11 protein-coding genes and 1 pseudogene are annotated in these 13,713 nt (G+C 59.7%); 7 read left to right on the top strand and 5 right to left on the bottom strand.

Features of this window, described 5'->3' with window-relative positions; translation table 11 throughout:
• Positions 1 to 20: 20 nt before the first annotated feature.
• Positions 21 to 2,756, bottom strand: a complete 2,736-nt coding sequence (gene secA, locus CKW18_RS06530) for a preprotein translocase subunit SecA (RefSeq protein WP_095188010.1) — start codon at positions 2,754 to 2,756, stop codon at positions 21 to 23.
• Positions 2,757 to 3,065: 309 nt separating this feature from the next.
• Between secA and CKW18_RS06525 the strand changes: the two genes are divergently transcribed.
• Positions 3,066 to 3,521, top strand: coding sequence for a DUF721 domain-containing protein (locus CKW18_RS06525; protein ID WP_095188009.1), 456 nt, complete (start codon positions 3,066 to 3,068; stop codon positions 3,519 to 3,521).
• Between the two features lie 142 nt (positions 3,522 to 3,663).
• Here CKW18_RS06525 and CKW18_RS06520 read toward each other — a convergent pair whose 3' ends face one another.
• Positions 3,664 to 5,151: a helicase HerA-like domain-containing protein gene (locus CKW18_RS06520; protein ID WP_095188117.1), complete on the bottom strand. Its 1,488-nt coding sequence runs from the start codon at positions 5,149 to 5,151 to the stop codon at positions 3,664 to 3,666.
• 189 nt (positions 5,152 to 5,340) lie between these two features.
• Here CKW18_RS06520 and CKW18_RS31440 point away from each other — a divergent pair.
• The 5 genes and pseudogenes from CKW18_RS31440 to CKW18_RS06500 form a co-directional block, all read left to right on the top strand.
• A pseudogene (locus tag CKW18_RS31440) lies at positions 5,341 to 6,372 on the top strand (cache domain-containing protein); the annotation flags it as partial.
• 93 nt (positions 6,373 to 6,465) lie between these two features.
• The gene (locus tag CKW18_RS31435; RefSeq protein WP_370872677.1) at positions 6,466 to 7,230 is read left to right on the top strand and encodes a methyl-accepting chemotaxis protein; all 765 of its coding nucleotides are present in this window, start codon (positions 6,466 to 6,468) and stop codon (positions 7,228 to 7,230) included.
• A gap of 228 nt (positions 7,231 to 7,458) precedes the next feature.
• Entirely contained in the window at positions 7,459 to 8,550 is a 1,092-nt protein-coding gene (locus tag CKW18_RS06510; RefSeq protein WP_170947227.1) for a glycosyltransferase family 1 protein, read from the top strand.
• Entirely contained in the window at positions 8,543 to 9,319 is a 777-nt protein-coding gene (locus CKW18_RS06505) for a DUF2334 domain-containing protein (protein WP_095188006.1), read from the top strand. Before CKW18_RS06510 ends, CKW18_RS06505 begins: the two co-directional genes overlap by 8 nt.
• A complete protein-coding gene (locus tag CKW18_RS06500; protein WP_095188005.1) occupies positions 9,316 to 10,314 on the top strand; it encodes a lysylphosphatidylglycerol synthase transmembrane domain-containing protein in 999 nt (332 codons plus the stop codon). The genes CKW18_RS06505 and CKW18_RS06500 overlap by 4 nt, the downstream gene beginning before the upstream one ends.
• On the opposite strand, the gene CKW18_RS06495 is transcribed toward CKW18_RS06500, so the two are convergent.
• A complete protein-coding gene (locus CKW18_RS06495) occupies positions 10,280 to 10,474 on the bottom strand; it encodes a hypothetical protein (protein WP_095188004.1) in 195 nt (64 codons plus the stop codon). The genes CKW18_RS06500 and CKW18_RS06495 overlap by 35 nt on opposite strands.
• 86 nt (positions 10,475 to 10,560) lie before the next feature.
• On the bottom strand, positions 10,561 to 11,409 hold the full coding sequence (gene purU, locus CKW18_RS06490; RefSeq protein ID WP_095188003.1) for a formyltetrahydrofolate deformylase: 849 nt from the start codon (positions 11,407 to 11,409) through the stop codon (positions 10,561 to 10,563).
• 338 nt (positions 11,410 to 11,747) lie between these two features.
• Here purU and mvaT point away from each other — a divergent pair, with 338 nt between their 5' ends.
• Positions 11,748 to 12,125: a histone-like nucleoid-structuring protein MvaT gene (gene mvaT, locus CKW18_RS06485; protein ID WP_095188002.1), complete on the top strand. Its 378-nt coding sequence runs from the start codon at positions 11,748 to 11,750 to the stop codon at positions 12,123 to 12,125.
• Between the two features lie 100 nt (positions 12,126 to 12,225).
• Here mvaT and sbcB read toward each other — a convergent pair whose 3' ends face one another.
• Entirely contained in the window at positions 12,226 to 13,656 is a 1,431-nt protein-coding gene (gene sbcB, locus CKW18_RS06480) for an exodeoxyribonuclease I (RefSeq protein ID WP_095188001.1), read from the bottom strand.
• Positions 13,657 to 13,713 lie beyond the last annotated feature (57 nt).

Here is a 13,713-nt window from a genome sequence, read left to right as displayed (position 1 = left end):
TTCAGCGATTGAAACGGGTTTTACTGGATCTGCCCGTGGCAATGCTTGAATTTCTTGCCCGAACCGCAGTAGCACAGTTCGTTACGGCCCAGCTTCTGCTCGTTGCGAACCGGGGCGGTGGCGAGGGCTACATCGACCTCTTCACCCAATACTTCCGGCTGATCGAGACCTGGCGCTTCGGCGTGTTCGAACTGCATGCGGGCGGCCAGTGCTTCGGCTTCCTGACGCAGACGTTGCTCTTCGGCTTCCGGATCTTCGCGGCGAACCTGAACGTGCGACAGCACACGGATCGAGTCGCGCTTGATCGAATCCAGCAGCTCGGAGAACAGCGTGAACGACTCGCGCTTGTATTCCTGCTTCGGGTTCTTCTGGGCGTAGCCACGCAGGTGGATGCCGTGACGCAGGTGATCCATGGTCGACAGGTGGTCTTTCCACAGATCGTCGAGTACGCGCAGAACGATTTGCTTCTCGAACGAGCGCAGTGCGTCGGCACCGGCCTGATCTTCTTTCTCGTTGTACGCCGCCATCAGCTCGGTCATGAGCTTCTCGCGCAGGGTTTCTTCGTACAGGTGATCGTCTTCGTCGAGCCATTGCTGGATCGGCAGTGTCACGCCGAAGTCGCTGGCAATCGACGCTTCCAGACCGGCCACGTCCCACTGCTCTGGCAGCGATTGCGGCGGAATGTGCGCGCTGACGGTGGCGTTGAGCACGTCTTGACGGAAATCGGCGATGGTTTCACCGATGTTGTCGGCGGCCAGCAACGTGTTACGCATGTGATAGATCACTTTACGCTGTTCGTTGTTGACGTCGTCGAACTCAAGCAATTGCTTGCGGATATCGAAGTTGCGGCCTTCAACCTTGCGCTGCGCCTTCTCGATCGCGTTGGTCACCATGCGGTGCTCGATCGCTTCGCCCGGCTGCATGCCCAGGGCTTTCATGAAGTTCTTCACCCGGTCAGAGGCGAAGATGCGCATCAGGCTGTCTTCCAGCGACAGGTAGAAGCGGCTGGAACCGGCGTCACCCTGACGACCGGCACGACCACGCAGCTGGTTGTCGATACGACGGGATTCATGACGCTCGGAAGCGATGACCTGCAAGCCGCCGGACTCCAGCACTTGCTGGTGACGCTTCTGCCAGTCGGCCTTGATCTGGGCGATCTGCTCAGGGGTCGGGTTTTCCAGCGACGCAACTTCAACTTCCCAGTTGCCGCCCAACAGGATGTCGGTACCACGACCGGCCATGTTGGTAGCAATGGTCAGTGCGCCCGGACGACCGGCCTGCGCGATGATCTCGGCTTCTTTTTCGTGGAACTTGGCGTTCAGAACCTTGTGTTCGATGCCTTCCTTCACGAGCAATGCGGACATGTGCTCGGAGGTTTCGATGGTGGCAGTACCCACCAGCACCGGACGCCCAGCGGCCATGCTTTCCTTGATGTCAGCCACGATTGCCGCGTACTTCTCTTCGGCCGTCAGGAACACCAGGTCGTTGAAGTCTTTACGCGCCAACGGTTTGTTCGGCGGAATGACCATGACTTCCAGACCATAGATCTGGTGGAATTCGAACGCTTCGGTGTCGGCGGTACCGGTCATGCCGGACAGCTTGGTGTACAGACGGAAGTAGTTCTGGAACGTGGTCGAGGCCAGGGTCTGGCTCTCGGCCTGAATGTTCAGACCTTCTTTCGCTTCGATGGCCTGGTGCAGGCCTTCGGACAAACGACGGCCCGGCATGGTACGACCGGTGTGTTCGTCGACCAGTACGACCTGGCCATCCTGCACGATGTATTCGATGTTGCGGTTGAACAGCTTGTGCGCACGCAGACCGGCATACACGTGGGTCAGCAGGCCCAGGTTATGCGCCGAGTACAGGCTCTCGCCCTCAGCCAGCAGGCCGACGCGGGTGAGCATGTCTTCGATGAACTGGTGACCGGCTTCGTTGAGTTCGACCTGACGGGTCTTCTCGTCAACAGTGTAGTGGCCAGCCTTGGTGACTTCGCCTTCGACTTCTTCGACGTGCAGTTCCAGCTGCGGGATCAGTTTGTTGATCTCCATGTACAGCTTGGAGCTGTCCTCGGCCTGACCGGAAATGATCAGCGGGGTACGCGCTTCGTCGATGAGGATGGAGTCGACTTCGTCGATCACGGCAAAGTTGAGTTCGCGCTGGAATTTTTCTTCCATGCTGAACGCCATGTTGTCGCGCAGGTAGTCGAAACCGAATTCGTTGTTGGTGCCGTAGGTGATGTCGGCGGCGTACGCCTGGCGCTTCTCTTCCGGCGGCTGGAACGGCGTCACGACGCCGACGGTCAGGCCGAGGAATTCATACAGCGGACGCATCCAGTTGGCGTCACGACGCGCCAGGTAGTCGTTCACCGTCACAACGTGCACGCCCTTGCCGGACAGTGCGTTGAGGTAAACACCCAAAGTGGCCACGAGGGTTTTACCCTCACCGGTGCGCATTTCGGCGATCTTGCCTTCATGCAAGGTCATGCCGCCGACGAGTTGCACGTCGAAGTGGCGCATCCCCATGACGCGCTTGCCGGCTTCGCGAGCGACCGCAAAGGCTTCTGGCAACAGCTTGTCGAGGGTTTCCCCTTTGGCGATGCGGGCCTTGAACTCAGCGGTCTTGGCGCGCAATTGATCGTCCGAAAGGGCCACCATTTGCTCTTCGAAGGCATTGACGAGCTGCACCGTCTTGAGCATGCGTTTGACTTCACGCTCGTTCTTGCTTCCAAAAAGTTTCTTTAACAAAGGCGCAAACATATCGGCAGGATCTTCCACACTAAAGGGATGGAGGGCGGCCCCGTGAGCGTCGCCCGTGCAGCCCTCATGGCCGCATGCGAACGAGCATTCTACCCGGAAACGGTGGTGAGGAAAGTGGCGATATTCCACGATGCTGGCACTGCGCTTTGACGGGGCTCACTTAAAATAGGGGCGTTTTGCTCAACTTCAAGGCATTGAACCAAGAAGTTAGTCATTGATTTAATGGGCAAAGCAGGTGCAAAAGCAATGGGCGAGTGATTTCGCTGCTTTCTGCTACCATGGCGCTTCTGTTACCTCAGGTGTTCGATCATGGCGTTTCGCCCTCTTACGGCCAGAGCACCCGCCGTTTTGCTACGCGAAGCCAAGCCGCTCAAAGCCATTCTCGGCCATGCCCAACGACTGGGTCATCTGCAACGCCTGCTTGAAAGCCAACTGCAACCCGCCGCCCGCGAACACTGCCATGTGGCCTCGTGGCGCGAAGGCAGCCTGTTGTTGATTGTCACCGATGGCCACTGGGCCACGCGCCTGCGTTATCAGCAGAAACGCCTGCAACGACAATTGCAGATGTTCGACGAGTTCGCCAGCCTGACGCGGATTCTGTTCAAGGTGCAGCCGCCGACGGTGCAGCGCGCAGTTGTCGGCAATACGATGGATTTGTCGACGGATGCGGCGGCAACGATCCAGGCGACGGCAGACGGGATCACTGATCCGGGATTGCGGGCGGCGCTGGAGCGACTGGCGGCGCACGCCAAAGACAAATCCTGAGATCTATCTAAATGTGGGTGCCGGTCCACTGTGAGAGCGGGCTTGCTCGCGAAAGCGGTGTGTCATTCACCGGATATGGCGTCTGACACGGCGCCTTCGCGAGCAAGCCCGCTCCCACAATTGGATCTTCTGCAACATGGGCTCAGCGGCGTTTGCTGCCACCGAGTAATGAGCCCATCAGGCCGCGCACCAGTTGTTTGCCGAGGTTGTTGGCGGCCTGACGCATCGCCGATTTCAGCGCTTGCCCGGCGGCCGTGCCGAGAAACTCCCCCGCCCTGTCGGCCAGGCTTGGCTCTTCAACGGCAGGTTTTCCGGCAGGGGCTTCAGCCTCCGGCGCCAATCCCTTACGCCCCATCAGAATTTCATACGCAGATTCCCGATCAATCGGCTTGTCATAGCGCCCCTTGAACGGCGAGCCGGCGATCAGCAGCGTGCGCTCGGTTTCCGTCAGCGGCCCGATCCGCGACTGCGGCGGTGCCACCAGCACGCGCTGAACCATTTCCGGGGTGCCTTTCTCGGCCAACGTGCCGACCAGTGCCTCACCGATGCCCAGTTCAGTCAGTACAGACAAACTGTCGAACGCCGGATTCGGCCGGAACCCATCCGCCACCGCGCGCAGGGATTTCTGCTCTTTGGCGGTGAATGCGCGCAAGCCATGCTGAACACGCAGGCCCAACTGCGCCAGCACATCATCCGGCAAGTCCGCCGGCGACTGGGTGACGAAATACACGCCAACACCCTTGGAACGGATCAAACGCACCACTTGCTCCAACCGCTCCTGCAACGCTTTGGGTGTATCGCCGAACAACAAATGCGCCTCATCGAAAAACAGCGCCAGCAGCGGTTTGTCGGCATCGCCGCGCTCCGGCAACTGCTCGAACAACTCGGCCAGCAGCCACAACAGGAACGTCGCATAAACCTTCGGCGCCTCGTGTACCAGACGGCTGGCGTCGAGCAGATGAATGCGCCCACGGCCATCGGCGGCGGGTTGCAGAATGTCTTCGAGCTGCAATGCCGGCTCGCCGAACAAGGCTTCGGCGCCTTGCTGTTCCAGAGTCGCCAGGCGCCGCAACAACGCCTGACTGGAGCCGGTGGTCATCAGCGCCGCGTCTTCGCCCAACAGTTGCGGATTGTCCTTGAGGTGATTGAGCAGCGCTTTCAGGTCTTTCAGATCCAGCAGCAACAGGCCTTCGCGATCGGCGACCTTGAACGCGGCATACAGCGCCGATTGCTGGCTGTCGGTCAGTTCCAGCAGGCTGCCGATCAATAGCGGGCCCATTTCACTCAGCGTGGTACGTAACGGATGGCCGGACTGACCGTGAATGTCCCACAAGGTCACCGGATAAGCCTGCGGCTTGTGGTTGAGCCACGGCATGCCAGCGATGCGCTCGGCGACCTTGCCCTGCGGGTTGCCGGCGGCGCCGAGGCCGCACAGGTCACCCTTGATATCCGCCGCGAACACCGCGACCCCGGCGTCGCTGAAGGCTTCGGCCAGACGCTGCAAAGTGACGGTTTTACCAGTACCGGTCGCGCCGGCAACCAGCCCGTGGCGGTTGGCCAGGCGCATGGCCTGGGCGATCGGTTGCCCGGCGAGATCGGCGCCGATTACGAGTTGCGATGAGTCAGGCATTTTGTCACCCAATGGTTAATCTTTAATTCGCTGTGACCGATAAATAAAGGCGAGAAGCCGGCTGAAAAGTCGGGCCGGAAATTTCCCTAAGGAGAGACGGAAATATCAGCTTGTTTTCAACCTTGCCCATATTGCGCGTCTTTATAAAAGCACGCCTCGGACATTAAGACCTTAGCGGAACCCCAAGCCATGAACAAAAACCTGCGCTTCAGCCATAAAATTTTGCTTGCCGCCGCCCTCATCGTCATCGCTGCCTTCGCCTCCTTCACGTTGTACAACGACTGGTTGCAGCGCAACGCGATCCGCGATGACCTGAACAACTATCTCAACGAGATGGGCGAAGTCACCGCCGGCAACATCCAGACCTGGCTCAGCGGGCGCATTCTGCTGGTCGAGAACGCAGCCCAGAACATCGCCATCAACCCGGAACCGGCCACCGTCGCCAGCCTGCTGGAACAGAAATCCCTGACCTCGACGTTCATGGCGACCTATCTGGGTGACGCCACAGGTCACTTCACCATCCGCCCCGATGTGAAGATGCCAGACGGTTTCGATCCACGCGTGCGCCCTTGGTATAAAGGTGCCGAGAGCAGCAGCACCTCGACCCTGACTGAACCGTACATCGACGCGGCCACCGGCCAACTGATCATCTCCATCGCCACCGCCTCGAAAAAGGCCGGTCAAAGTGTTGGCGTGGTTGGCGGTGACTTGAGCCTGCAATCGCTGGTCGACACCCTCGCCGCCCGGGATTTCGACGGCATGGGTTACGTGTTTCTGGTCAGCGCCGACGGCAAGATTCTGGTGCACCCGGACAAGGCACTGGTGATGAAATCACTCAAGGAAGCCTATCCGCAGGACACCCCGCGCATCAGCAGCGACTTCAGCGAAGTCACCGTCGATGGCAAGACCCGCATCGTCACCTTTGCCCCGATCAAGGGCCTGCCATCGGTGAACTGGTACATCGGCCTGTCGGTAGACAAGGACAAAGCCTTTGCGATGCTCAGCGAACTTCGCACCTCGGCGGTGATCGCCACGGTGATTGCCGTGGCGATCATTATTGCCCTGCTGGGTATGTTGATCCGCATCCTGATCCAGCCGCTGCACGTCATGACCCGCGCCATGGAAGACATCGCCGATGGCGAAGGCGACCTGACCAAGCGCCTGACCATCGTCAATAACGATGAGTTCGGTGTGCTCGGTACCGCGTTCAACCGCTTCGTCGAACGTATTCATCGCTCGATCCGCGAAGTGTCGTCGGCCACCGGCCAGGTCAACGAAGTCGCCCTGCGCGTGGTCGCGGCGTCGAACTCGTCGATGTACAACTCTGACCAGCAAGCCTCGCGCACCAGCAGTGTCGCCGCCGCGATCAACCAGCTCGGCGCCGCCGCGCAGGAAATCGCCCGCAATGCCGCGCAAGCTTCGAACCAGGCCAGTGACGCTCGCGGCCTCGCCGAAGACGGCCAGCAAGTGGTGGATCGCAGCATCAAGGCGATGAATCAACTGTCGAGCATGCTCAGTGCGTCGAGCAGCAACATTGAGTCGCTGAACAGCAAAACCGTGAACATCGGCCAGATTCTCGAAGTGATCACCAGCATTTCCCAGCAAACCAACCTGCTGGCGCTCAACGCAGCGATCGAAGCGGCGCGCGCCGGTGAGGCCGGCCGTGGTTTTGCCGTGGTGGCGGATGAAGTGCGTAACCTCGCCCACCGCACCCAGGAATCGGCGCAGCAGGTGCAGACCATGATCGAGGAGCTGCAAGTCGGCGCCCGTGAATCGGTGAGCACCATGAGCGACAGCCAGCGTCACAGCCAGGACAGCGTAGAAATCGCCAACCTTGCCGGCGAGCGCTTGAACAGCGTGACCCAGCGCATTGGCGAGATCGACGGGATGAACCAGTCGGTGGCAACGGCGACCGAGGAGCAAACCGCCGTGGTCGAGTCGATCAACGTCGATATCACCGAGATCAATACGCTAAACCAGGAAGGCGTGGAGAACCTGCACGCGACGTTGCGTGCCTGCTCGGATCTGGAGCAGCAGGCTTCGCGGTTGAAGCAGTTGGTGGGCAGTTTCCGCATTTAAAGTCTGTACGGCCCTCATCGCCAGCAGGCTGGCTCCCACATTGGATATGTGTTGTCGCAAATCCCCTGTGGGAGCTAGCCTGCTAGCGATGGCGGCCTGCAAAGCGCAGCAGAACTTTACTGACACCCTACCGCGCAATCCCGACCGAACATCTATTCTGGATAAAGGTCAACCAAGGGAGACCCACGCAGCGGAGGGACGATCACCGTGCACATCGCCGACATCACCATGTTCTACGCCCCGGCCAGCGGTGGCGTACGCACTTATCTGGATGCCAAGCATCGCCGTTTGCTGATCAAACCCCGGATTCGCCACAGCTTGCTGATCCCCGGCGCCCACCTTGGTGAGCACGATGGCGTCTACACGGTTCCCGCGCCCGCCCTGCCCTTCGGCAAGGGTTATCGCTTCCCTGTGCGTCTGGCTCCTTGGCGAAACGTCCTGCAGGATTTGCAGCCTGATCTGATCGAAGTCGGCGATCCCTACCTCACCGCCTGGGCGGCGCTGGATGCCCGGCGGCAACTGGATGTGCCGGTGATCGGCTTTTACCACTCCGACCTGCCGCTGTTGGTCAGTAATCGCATGGGCCATTGGGTCACGCCCAACGTCGAGGCCTATGTCACCAGGCTTTACGGCAATTTCGACCGGGTGCTTGCGCCAAGTCAGGTGATGGCGGACAAGCTCACAGGCCTGGGCGTGCGCAACGTCTTCGTACAGCCGTTGGGCGTTGATCTGCAAACCTTTCACCCCGGCGCCCGCGACCCGGACTTGCGGGCCGAACTGGGTATCGCCGAAGACACGCGCCTGCTGATCTTCGCCGGGCGCGGCTCGAAAGAGAAAAACCTGCCAATCCTGCTCAAATGCATGCAACGCCTCGGCCCGCGTTATCACTTACTGCTGGTCGGCTCATCAATGCCCGCCGTAGTCCCGGATAACGTCAGCGTAATCGATGAATTCTGCCCGGCGCCGACCGTCGCACGCTTGATGGCCAGCGCCGATGCGCTGGTGCATGCCGGCGACCAGGAAACATTCGGTCTGGTGATTCTCGAAGCCATGGCCTGCGGCATTCCGGTAGTGGCGGTGGCCGCCGGTGCCTTTGAAGAAATTGTCACAGAGCCCTGCGGCCTGCTGTGCGCGCCGAACAACCCGCAAGCCATGGCCAATGCCCTGCGCGAGTTGTTCAGCAGGGGCGTGACAAAGCTCGGTCAGCAAGCGCGCCAGCATGTTGAACGGCACTACGCCTGGGACACGGTGGTCGACAGCCTGCTCAGTCACTATCACGCCGTCCTCGGCCACACCTTGCCGCGGGTGGCGAATGGCTGACTCGCTCAATCGCCCGGCCGTGCTGCTGGTGCTGCACGACGTGGCCCCGTCGACCTGGGCCGATTATCGACCGTTTGTCGAGGCCGTCGATGCCTTGGGCGACGTACCGATGACCTGGCTGGTGGTGCCGGATTTCCATCGCCACGACAGCATCGATGCCCACGCAGATTTGCGCCGACTGCTGAGCGCGCGCCTCAGCCGTGGCGATGAGTTGGTCCTGCACGGCTATTTTCATGATGACCAGGAACCGCGGCCGACCACGCCGCGCGACTGGTTCATGCGGCGCATTTATACTCATGAAGGCGAGTTCTATCGCTTGTCGCGCGACGCCGCTCTCGCCCGACTGCGCGCCGGCATTGAGTTGTTTCAGCGCTACGACTGGCCGCTGCATGGCTTCGTTGCCCCGGCCTGGCTGATGAGCGACGGCACGCGTGAGGCACTGCGCCAATTGCCGCTGCGCTACACCAGTGATCCGCAGTATCTTTATCGCTTGCCGGATTTCTCTGCAATCGATGCGCCGGGACTGGTCTGGAGTGCCCGCAGTGCGTGGCGGCGCGGTTTATCGAAGATCATCAGCGACCAGCGCGAACAGCAGTGGCGCCAGGCGCCGGTGATTCGGCTAGGCTTGCACCCGGTGGACATGCGCCACGAATTCTCCCGCCATTACTGGCTGAACACGCTCGAACGACTGCTCAATGAAGGACGAGTACCGATGACCAAAGTGAACTGGCTCGCCCAACAGCGCGATCGACAGGAACGCGCCGCATGAGTCGTGGCATTGTCTTGTTGATCGGCCTGCTCGCGGCGGTGCTGATCCCGCTGCTGCTCGGTGGCAGCGAGATCTGGGCGCGCCTGCAAAGCTTTCCGCTGGATTGGCTGCTGATCATGTTCGGCATGATCCTGCTGTGCTGGGGCATCAACACCCTGCGCCTGCGCTTGCTGCTCGGTGATCAACGCGATCGCGTCACGCCGATGAAAAGCCTCGGCGTGGTCATGGCCGCCGAGTTCGCCTATTGCGCGACACCCGGCGGCAGCGGCGGGCCGCTGACGATCATGGCATTGCTCGCCCGTTGCGGCGTGCGCCCGGCCAGGGGCAGCGCGGTGTTTGCCATGGATCAGTTGAGCGACTTGCTGTTTTTCCTCTGCGCCCTCAGCGGGATTCTGATTTACGCGCTGTTCCAGCACCTCAGCGACCGCATGGAATGGTTATTGATTGTCAGCGCCGTGTCGTTGTTCGGCGGTTTGTGCAGTTGCGTGCTGCTGGCGCGCTACCATCGCCCTCTGATACGCCTGAGCGGACGCCTGCTGGCCCGCATGAACGTGCGCCCCGCCACGCGCCGCCGCTGGGCGCGCAAGCTGCTGCATTTTCTCGCAGCGTTTATCGACACGTTGAAATTGCCTTGGCAGACCTTGAGCAAAGTGTTTGCTTTGACCTGCGTGCATTGGCTGCTGCGCTATAGCGTGCTGTACCTGGCGCTGCGCGGGCTGGGGGCGGATTTGCAGTGGGCATGGAGTTTCCTGGTGCAGATGCTTTCGCTGGGCGCCGGACAGTTCAGTCTGTTGCCCGGTGGTGCAGGCGCGGCAGAGCTGACCTCGGCGGCGCTGTTGGCGCCCATGGTCGGCAAATCCACCGCGGCGGCGGCGATTCTGATCTGGCGGGTGGTGACGTTCTATTTCTATCTGGTGGTGGGCGGGCCGGTGTTTGTGTTGATGCTCGGGCGGCCGTTGCTCAGGAAGCTGATGAAGGTCCGGCAGGCTTCTTAGGCGCTTGCTGTTCGTCCTTGATTTGCTCCCACAACTCGGCAGCCCCGGGAAACTCGGTGCCATCTTCCGGGCTCATGTCATCCGGGTCATAGCGACTCAAACAGCCCTCGCCCAATGTTGCGGGCGCTTTGGACGTGGCTTTGTCCAGTGGATCGGTCATCGGCATGTCCTCGGATTCTGAAACGACGAAGGGCCTGGACGACTCAACGCCCAAGCCCTTCGTTTTTCAACCGTCAAATGGTTCGATCAGAACACCACGGTCTTGTTGCCGTGCACCAGCACGCGATCTTCCAGGTGATAACGCAAGCCGCGTGCCAGCACCATCTTCTCGACGTCACGGCCGAACCGCACCATGTCTTCGATGCTGTCGCTGTGGCTGACGCGCACAACGTCCTGCTCGATGATCGGACCGGCATCGAGCTCTTCGGTCACGTAATGGCAGGTCGCACCGATCAGCTTCACCCCACGCAGGGAGGCCTGATGGTATGGCTTGGCGCCGACGAACGATGGCAGGAAGCTGTGGTGAATGTTGATGACCTTGTGCGCATATTCGCGGCACATGTCCGGCGGCAGGATTTGCATGTAGCGCGCCAGCACCACTACTTCGGCATCGTGCTGCTTGACCAGACGCGACACTTCGTCGAAGGCCGGTTGCTTGTCCTGCGGATTGACCGGGACATGGTAGTAAGGAATGCCGTGCCACTCGACCATGCTGCGCAGGTCGTCGTGATTGGAAATCACGCAGGAGATTTCGCAGTCCAGTTCATCGCTGTGCCAGCGGTGCAGCAGGTCGGCCAGGCAGTGGGATTCGCGGCTGGCCATCAGCACGACACGCTTTTTCTGCTCAGTGTCGGTAATACGCCAGTCCATCGAAAACTCTTCGGCGATCGGCGCAAACTTCTCGCGCAGGACTTCAATACCGAAAGGCAGCGAATCGGCACGAATTTCGTGACGCATGAAGAACCAGCCGACCTGATTGTCCGAATGGTGGCTCGCTTCGGTGATCCAGCCGTTGTGGGATGCCAGAAAATTACTGACTTTGGCAACAATGCCAACGCGGTCCGGGCAAGAGATCACCAGCCGAAAAGTGCGCATGAGGGGGAAACTCCAGAACTTTCGCAAAGGCCGCCATTCTAGCGACTGCGCAGCAAAACTGCAGTATTGATCAGCACTGCCAGCAAAGTCCTTACGACTTATGCTGATTTGGCAGAGTAATCACCTGCGTCACGGCCGATCAATGGCACCGCTGCCCAGACAATTGTGAATATCTGTGCTGACTGCATCACACTATTTAACTGAACATTCAATTTACGGCTGTTCTTCGTAACTAATTTAAATAAAAACCCCGGTTAAATGTTTACTTGATGAAACAGCCTGACTATTATTGCGACACTGTACCCTGCCATCCAAAGCCTCCACATAAGGTAGTTCCCATGTCCTTGATCAACGAATATCGCGCCACCGAAGAAGCTATCAAAGAGCTGCAAGCCCGTTTGAAGAACCTGTCGCAAGACGACAAACTGCAAACCGAGCTGGAATTCGAAGGCAAACTGCGCACCCTGATGGGCGAATACTCCAAGTCCCTGCGTGACATCATCGCCCTGCTGGATCCAGAATCCAAAACCAAGGCGCCACGCGGCGGCGCAGTAAAAGCGAGCGGCACCAAGCGTGCCCGCAAAGTTAAACAATACAAAAACCCGCACAACGGCGAAGTCATCGAAACCAAAGGTGGCAACCACAAAACTCTGAAAGAGTGGAAAGCCAAGTGGGGCGGTGACGTGGTTGAAGGCTGGGCTACCCTGCTGGGCTAAGCCGCAGCGCCGTCGCAGACTCATCTGCCGCGAACAGAAACGCCAGCGAAAGCTGGCGTTTTTTTTTATCCACGGAATTTGCCCGCAGTCATGTTCGATTTCAAAGATTCAAACGTTTGCGTAATGCCTGGACATAATTCTGCCATTCATCGAGTACCGCTCTCTGCATCGGTGTCGCACTAAGCGTCCATTGCCCCGCAGCCTCTGTAAAAGATTGCAAGGTATTCGGTGCGCCCCATTCAGGCACGGACAAACGCTGCTGACAAAATATCCGCCAGCGTTCCTGCTCTTCAAAACTCAAGGTGTCGGGAAAGTTACGCGCGCGATACCGAAAGAGTAATTCAGGCAAACGTTCATCATCGAAAGGCCATTGTTCTTGCGCTAAGTGCGCAGGGTCGGCTGTCCTCACTTGCTCACATAGACGCCGATCGCGGTCACCGATAAATCCGTCGTACAACTGTTGTTCCGGATCCTCGCTCGGGGTGAAATCTTCGCTGACATAAATCTCCGCAACTTTATCTTTCCAAACTTGTTGTGCGTCAGTTAGTCGCAGCGCTCGTTCCTGATAAAGCACCATGTCCAGACCGAGCCTCTGCTGATCCTGGGCACGCAGTACCGCCAACGGGGCCACCACCGGGCAACGATTGATATGAATCAGCTTGAGCGGCACCGGCAACTCGCCCTCAAACAAGTCGTCGCGGCGGGTGTACAGGCGCTGGCGCAGGGTTTGCGCATCCAGATCGAGCAGGCCCTGCGGATCCAGATGCAAGTCGCAGACGATCAACGCGTTGCGGTTTTTCGGGTGCCAGGCCAGCGGCAGCACCACGCCGACATAACTGCGCGCCGCTGAGAAACGCCCGGAAATATGCACTAGCGGCTGCAACAGACGAATCTGATCCATGACCTTTTGCTTGCTGCGCAACTGAAACAGCCAGTCATACAGCTTGGGCTGTTTCTCGCGGATCAGCCGCGCCAGCGCGATGGTCGCGCGCACGTCGGACAGTGCTTCGTGGGCGTTGCCGTGATCAATGTTGTTGGCAGCGGTCAGGCGTTCGAGCTTGAGCGTCACCCGGCCCTCGTCATCGGTCGGCCAGACCAGACCGTCCGGGCGCAACGCATAGGCGGCACGCACGACATCAATCAGATCCCAGCGACTGTTGCCGCCCTGCCATTCGCGGGCGTACGGGTCGAAGAAATTGCGGTACAAGCTGTAGCGGGTCATTTCGTCGTCGAAACGCAAGGTGTTGTAACCCGCACCACAGGTGCCGGGCGCTGCCAGTTGAGCGTGCACCCGGGTCATGAAGTCGGCTTCGCTCAAGCCCTTTTCGGCGAGCTGGCTCGGGGTAATGCCGGTGATCGCGCACGCGGCGGGATGCGGCAGGATGTCTTCGCTGGGCTGGCAATAGAGATTGACCGGCTCGTCGATTTCGTTGAGCTCATGGTCGGTGCGAATCCCGGCGACCTGCAGCGGCCGGTCGCAACGGGGATTGATGCCGGTGGTTTCGTAGTCGTACCAGAAGATTGAAGTCACGGGCGGTTCCTGAACTGAAGATCGGCGAAGTCTAGGCGCTCAACCGCGGTCGCGGCC

Source organism: Pseudomonas sp. Irchel 3E19 (genome assembly GCF_900187585.1).
Taxonomy (GTDB): Bacteria; Pseudomonadota; Gammaproteobacteria; order Pseudomonadales; family Pseudomonadaceae; genus Aquipseudomonas; species Aquipseudomonas baetica.
The sequence above is the reverse complement of the archived record's forward strand: the minus strand, read 5'-3'. Positions and strand labels throughout refer to the sequence as shown.

Excerpts from the sequence above, each read along its gene's own strand:
- secA (WP_095188010.1), bottom strand. The coding sequence starts at position 2,756 with ATGTTTGCGCCTTTGTTAAAGAAACTTTTTGGAAGCAAGAACGAGCGT.
- CKW18_RS06525 (WP_095188009.1), top strand. The coding sequence starts at position 3,066 with ATGGCGTTTCGCCCTCTTACGGCCAGAGCACCCGCCGTTTTGCTACGC.
- CKW18_RS06520 (WP_095188117.1), bottom strand. The coding sequence starts at position 5,151 with ATGCCTGACTCATCGCAACTCGTAATCGGCGCCGATCTCGCCGGGCAA.
- CKW18_RS31435 (WP_370872677.1), top strand. The coding sequence starts at position 6,466 with ATGTACAACTCTGACCAGCAAGCCTCGCGCACCAGCAGTGTCGCCGCC.
- CKW18_RS06510 (WP_170947227.1), top strand. The coding sequence starts at position 7,459 with ATGTTCTACGCCCCGGCCAGCGGTGGCGTACGCACTTATCTGGATGCC.
- CKW18_RS06505 (WP_095188006.1), top strand. The coding sequence starts at position 8,543 with ATGGCTGACTCGCTCAATCGCCCGGCCGTGCTGCTGGTGCTGCACGAC.
- CKW18_RS06500 (WP_095188005.1), top strand. The coding sequence starts at position 9,316 with ATGAGTCGTGGCATTGTCTTGTTGATCGGCCTGCTCGCGGCGGTGCTG.
- CKW18_RS06495 (WP_095188004.1), bottom strand. The coding sequence starts at position 10,474 with ATGACCGATCCACTGGACAAAGCCACGTCCAAAGCGCCCGCAACATTG.
- purU (WP_095188003.1), bottom strand. The coding sequence starts at position 11,409 with ATGCGCACTTTTCGGCTGGTGATCTCTTGCCCGGACCGCGTTGGCATT.
- mvaT (WP_095188002.1), top strand. The coding sequence starts at position 11,748 with ATGTCCTTGATCAACGAATATCGCGCCACCGAAGAAGCTATCAAAGAG.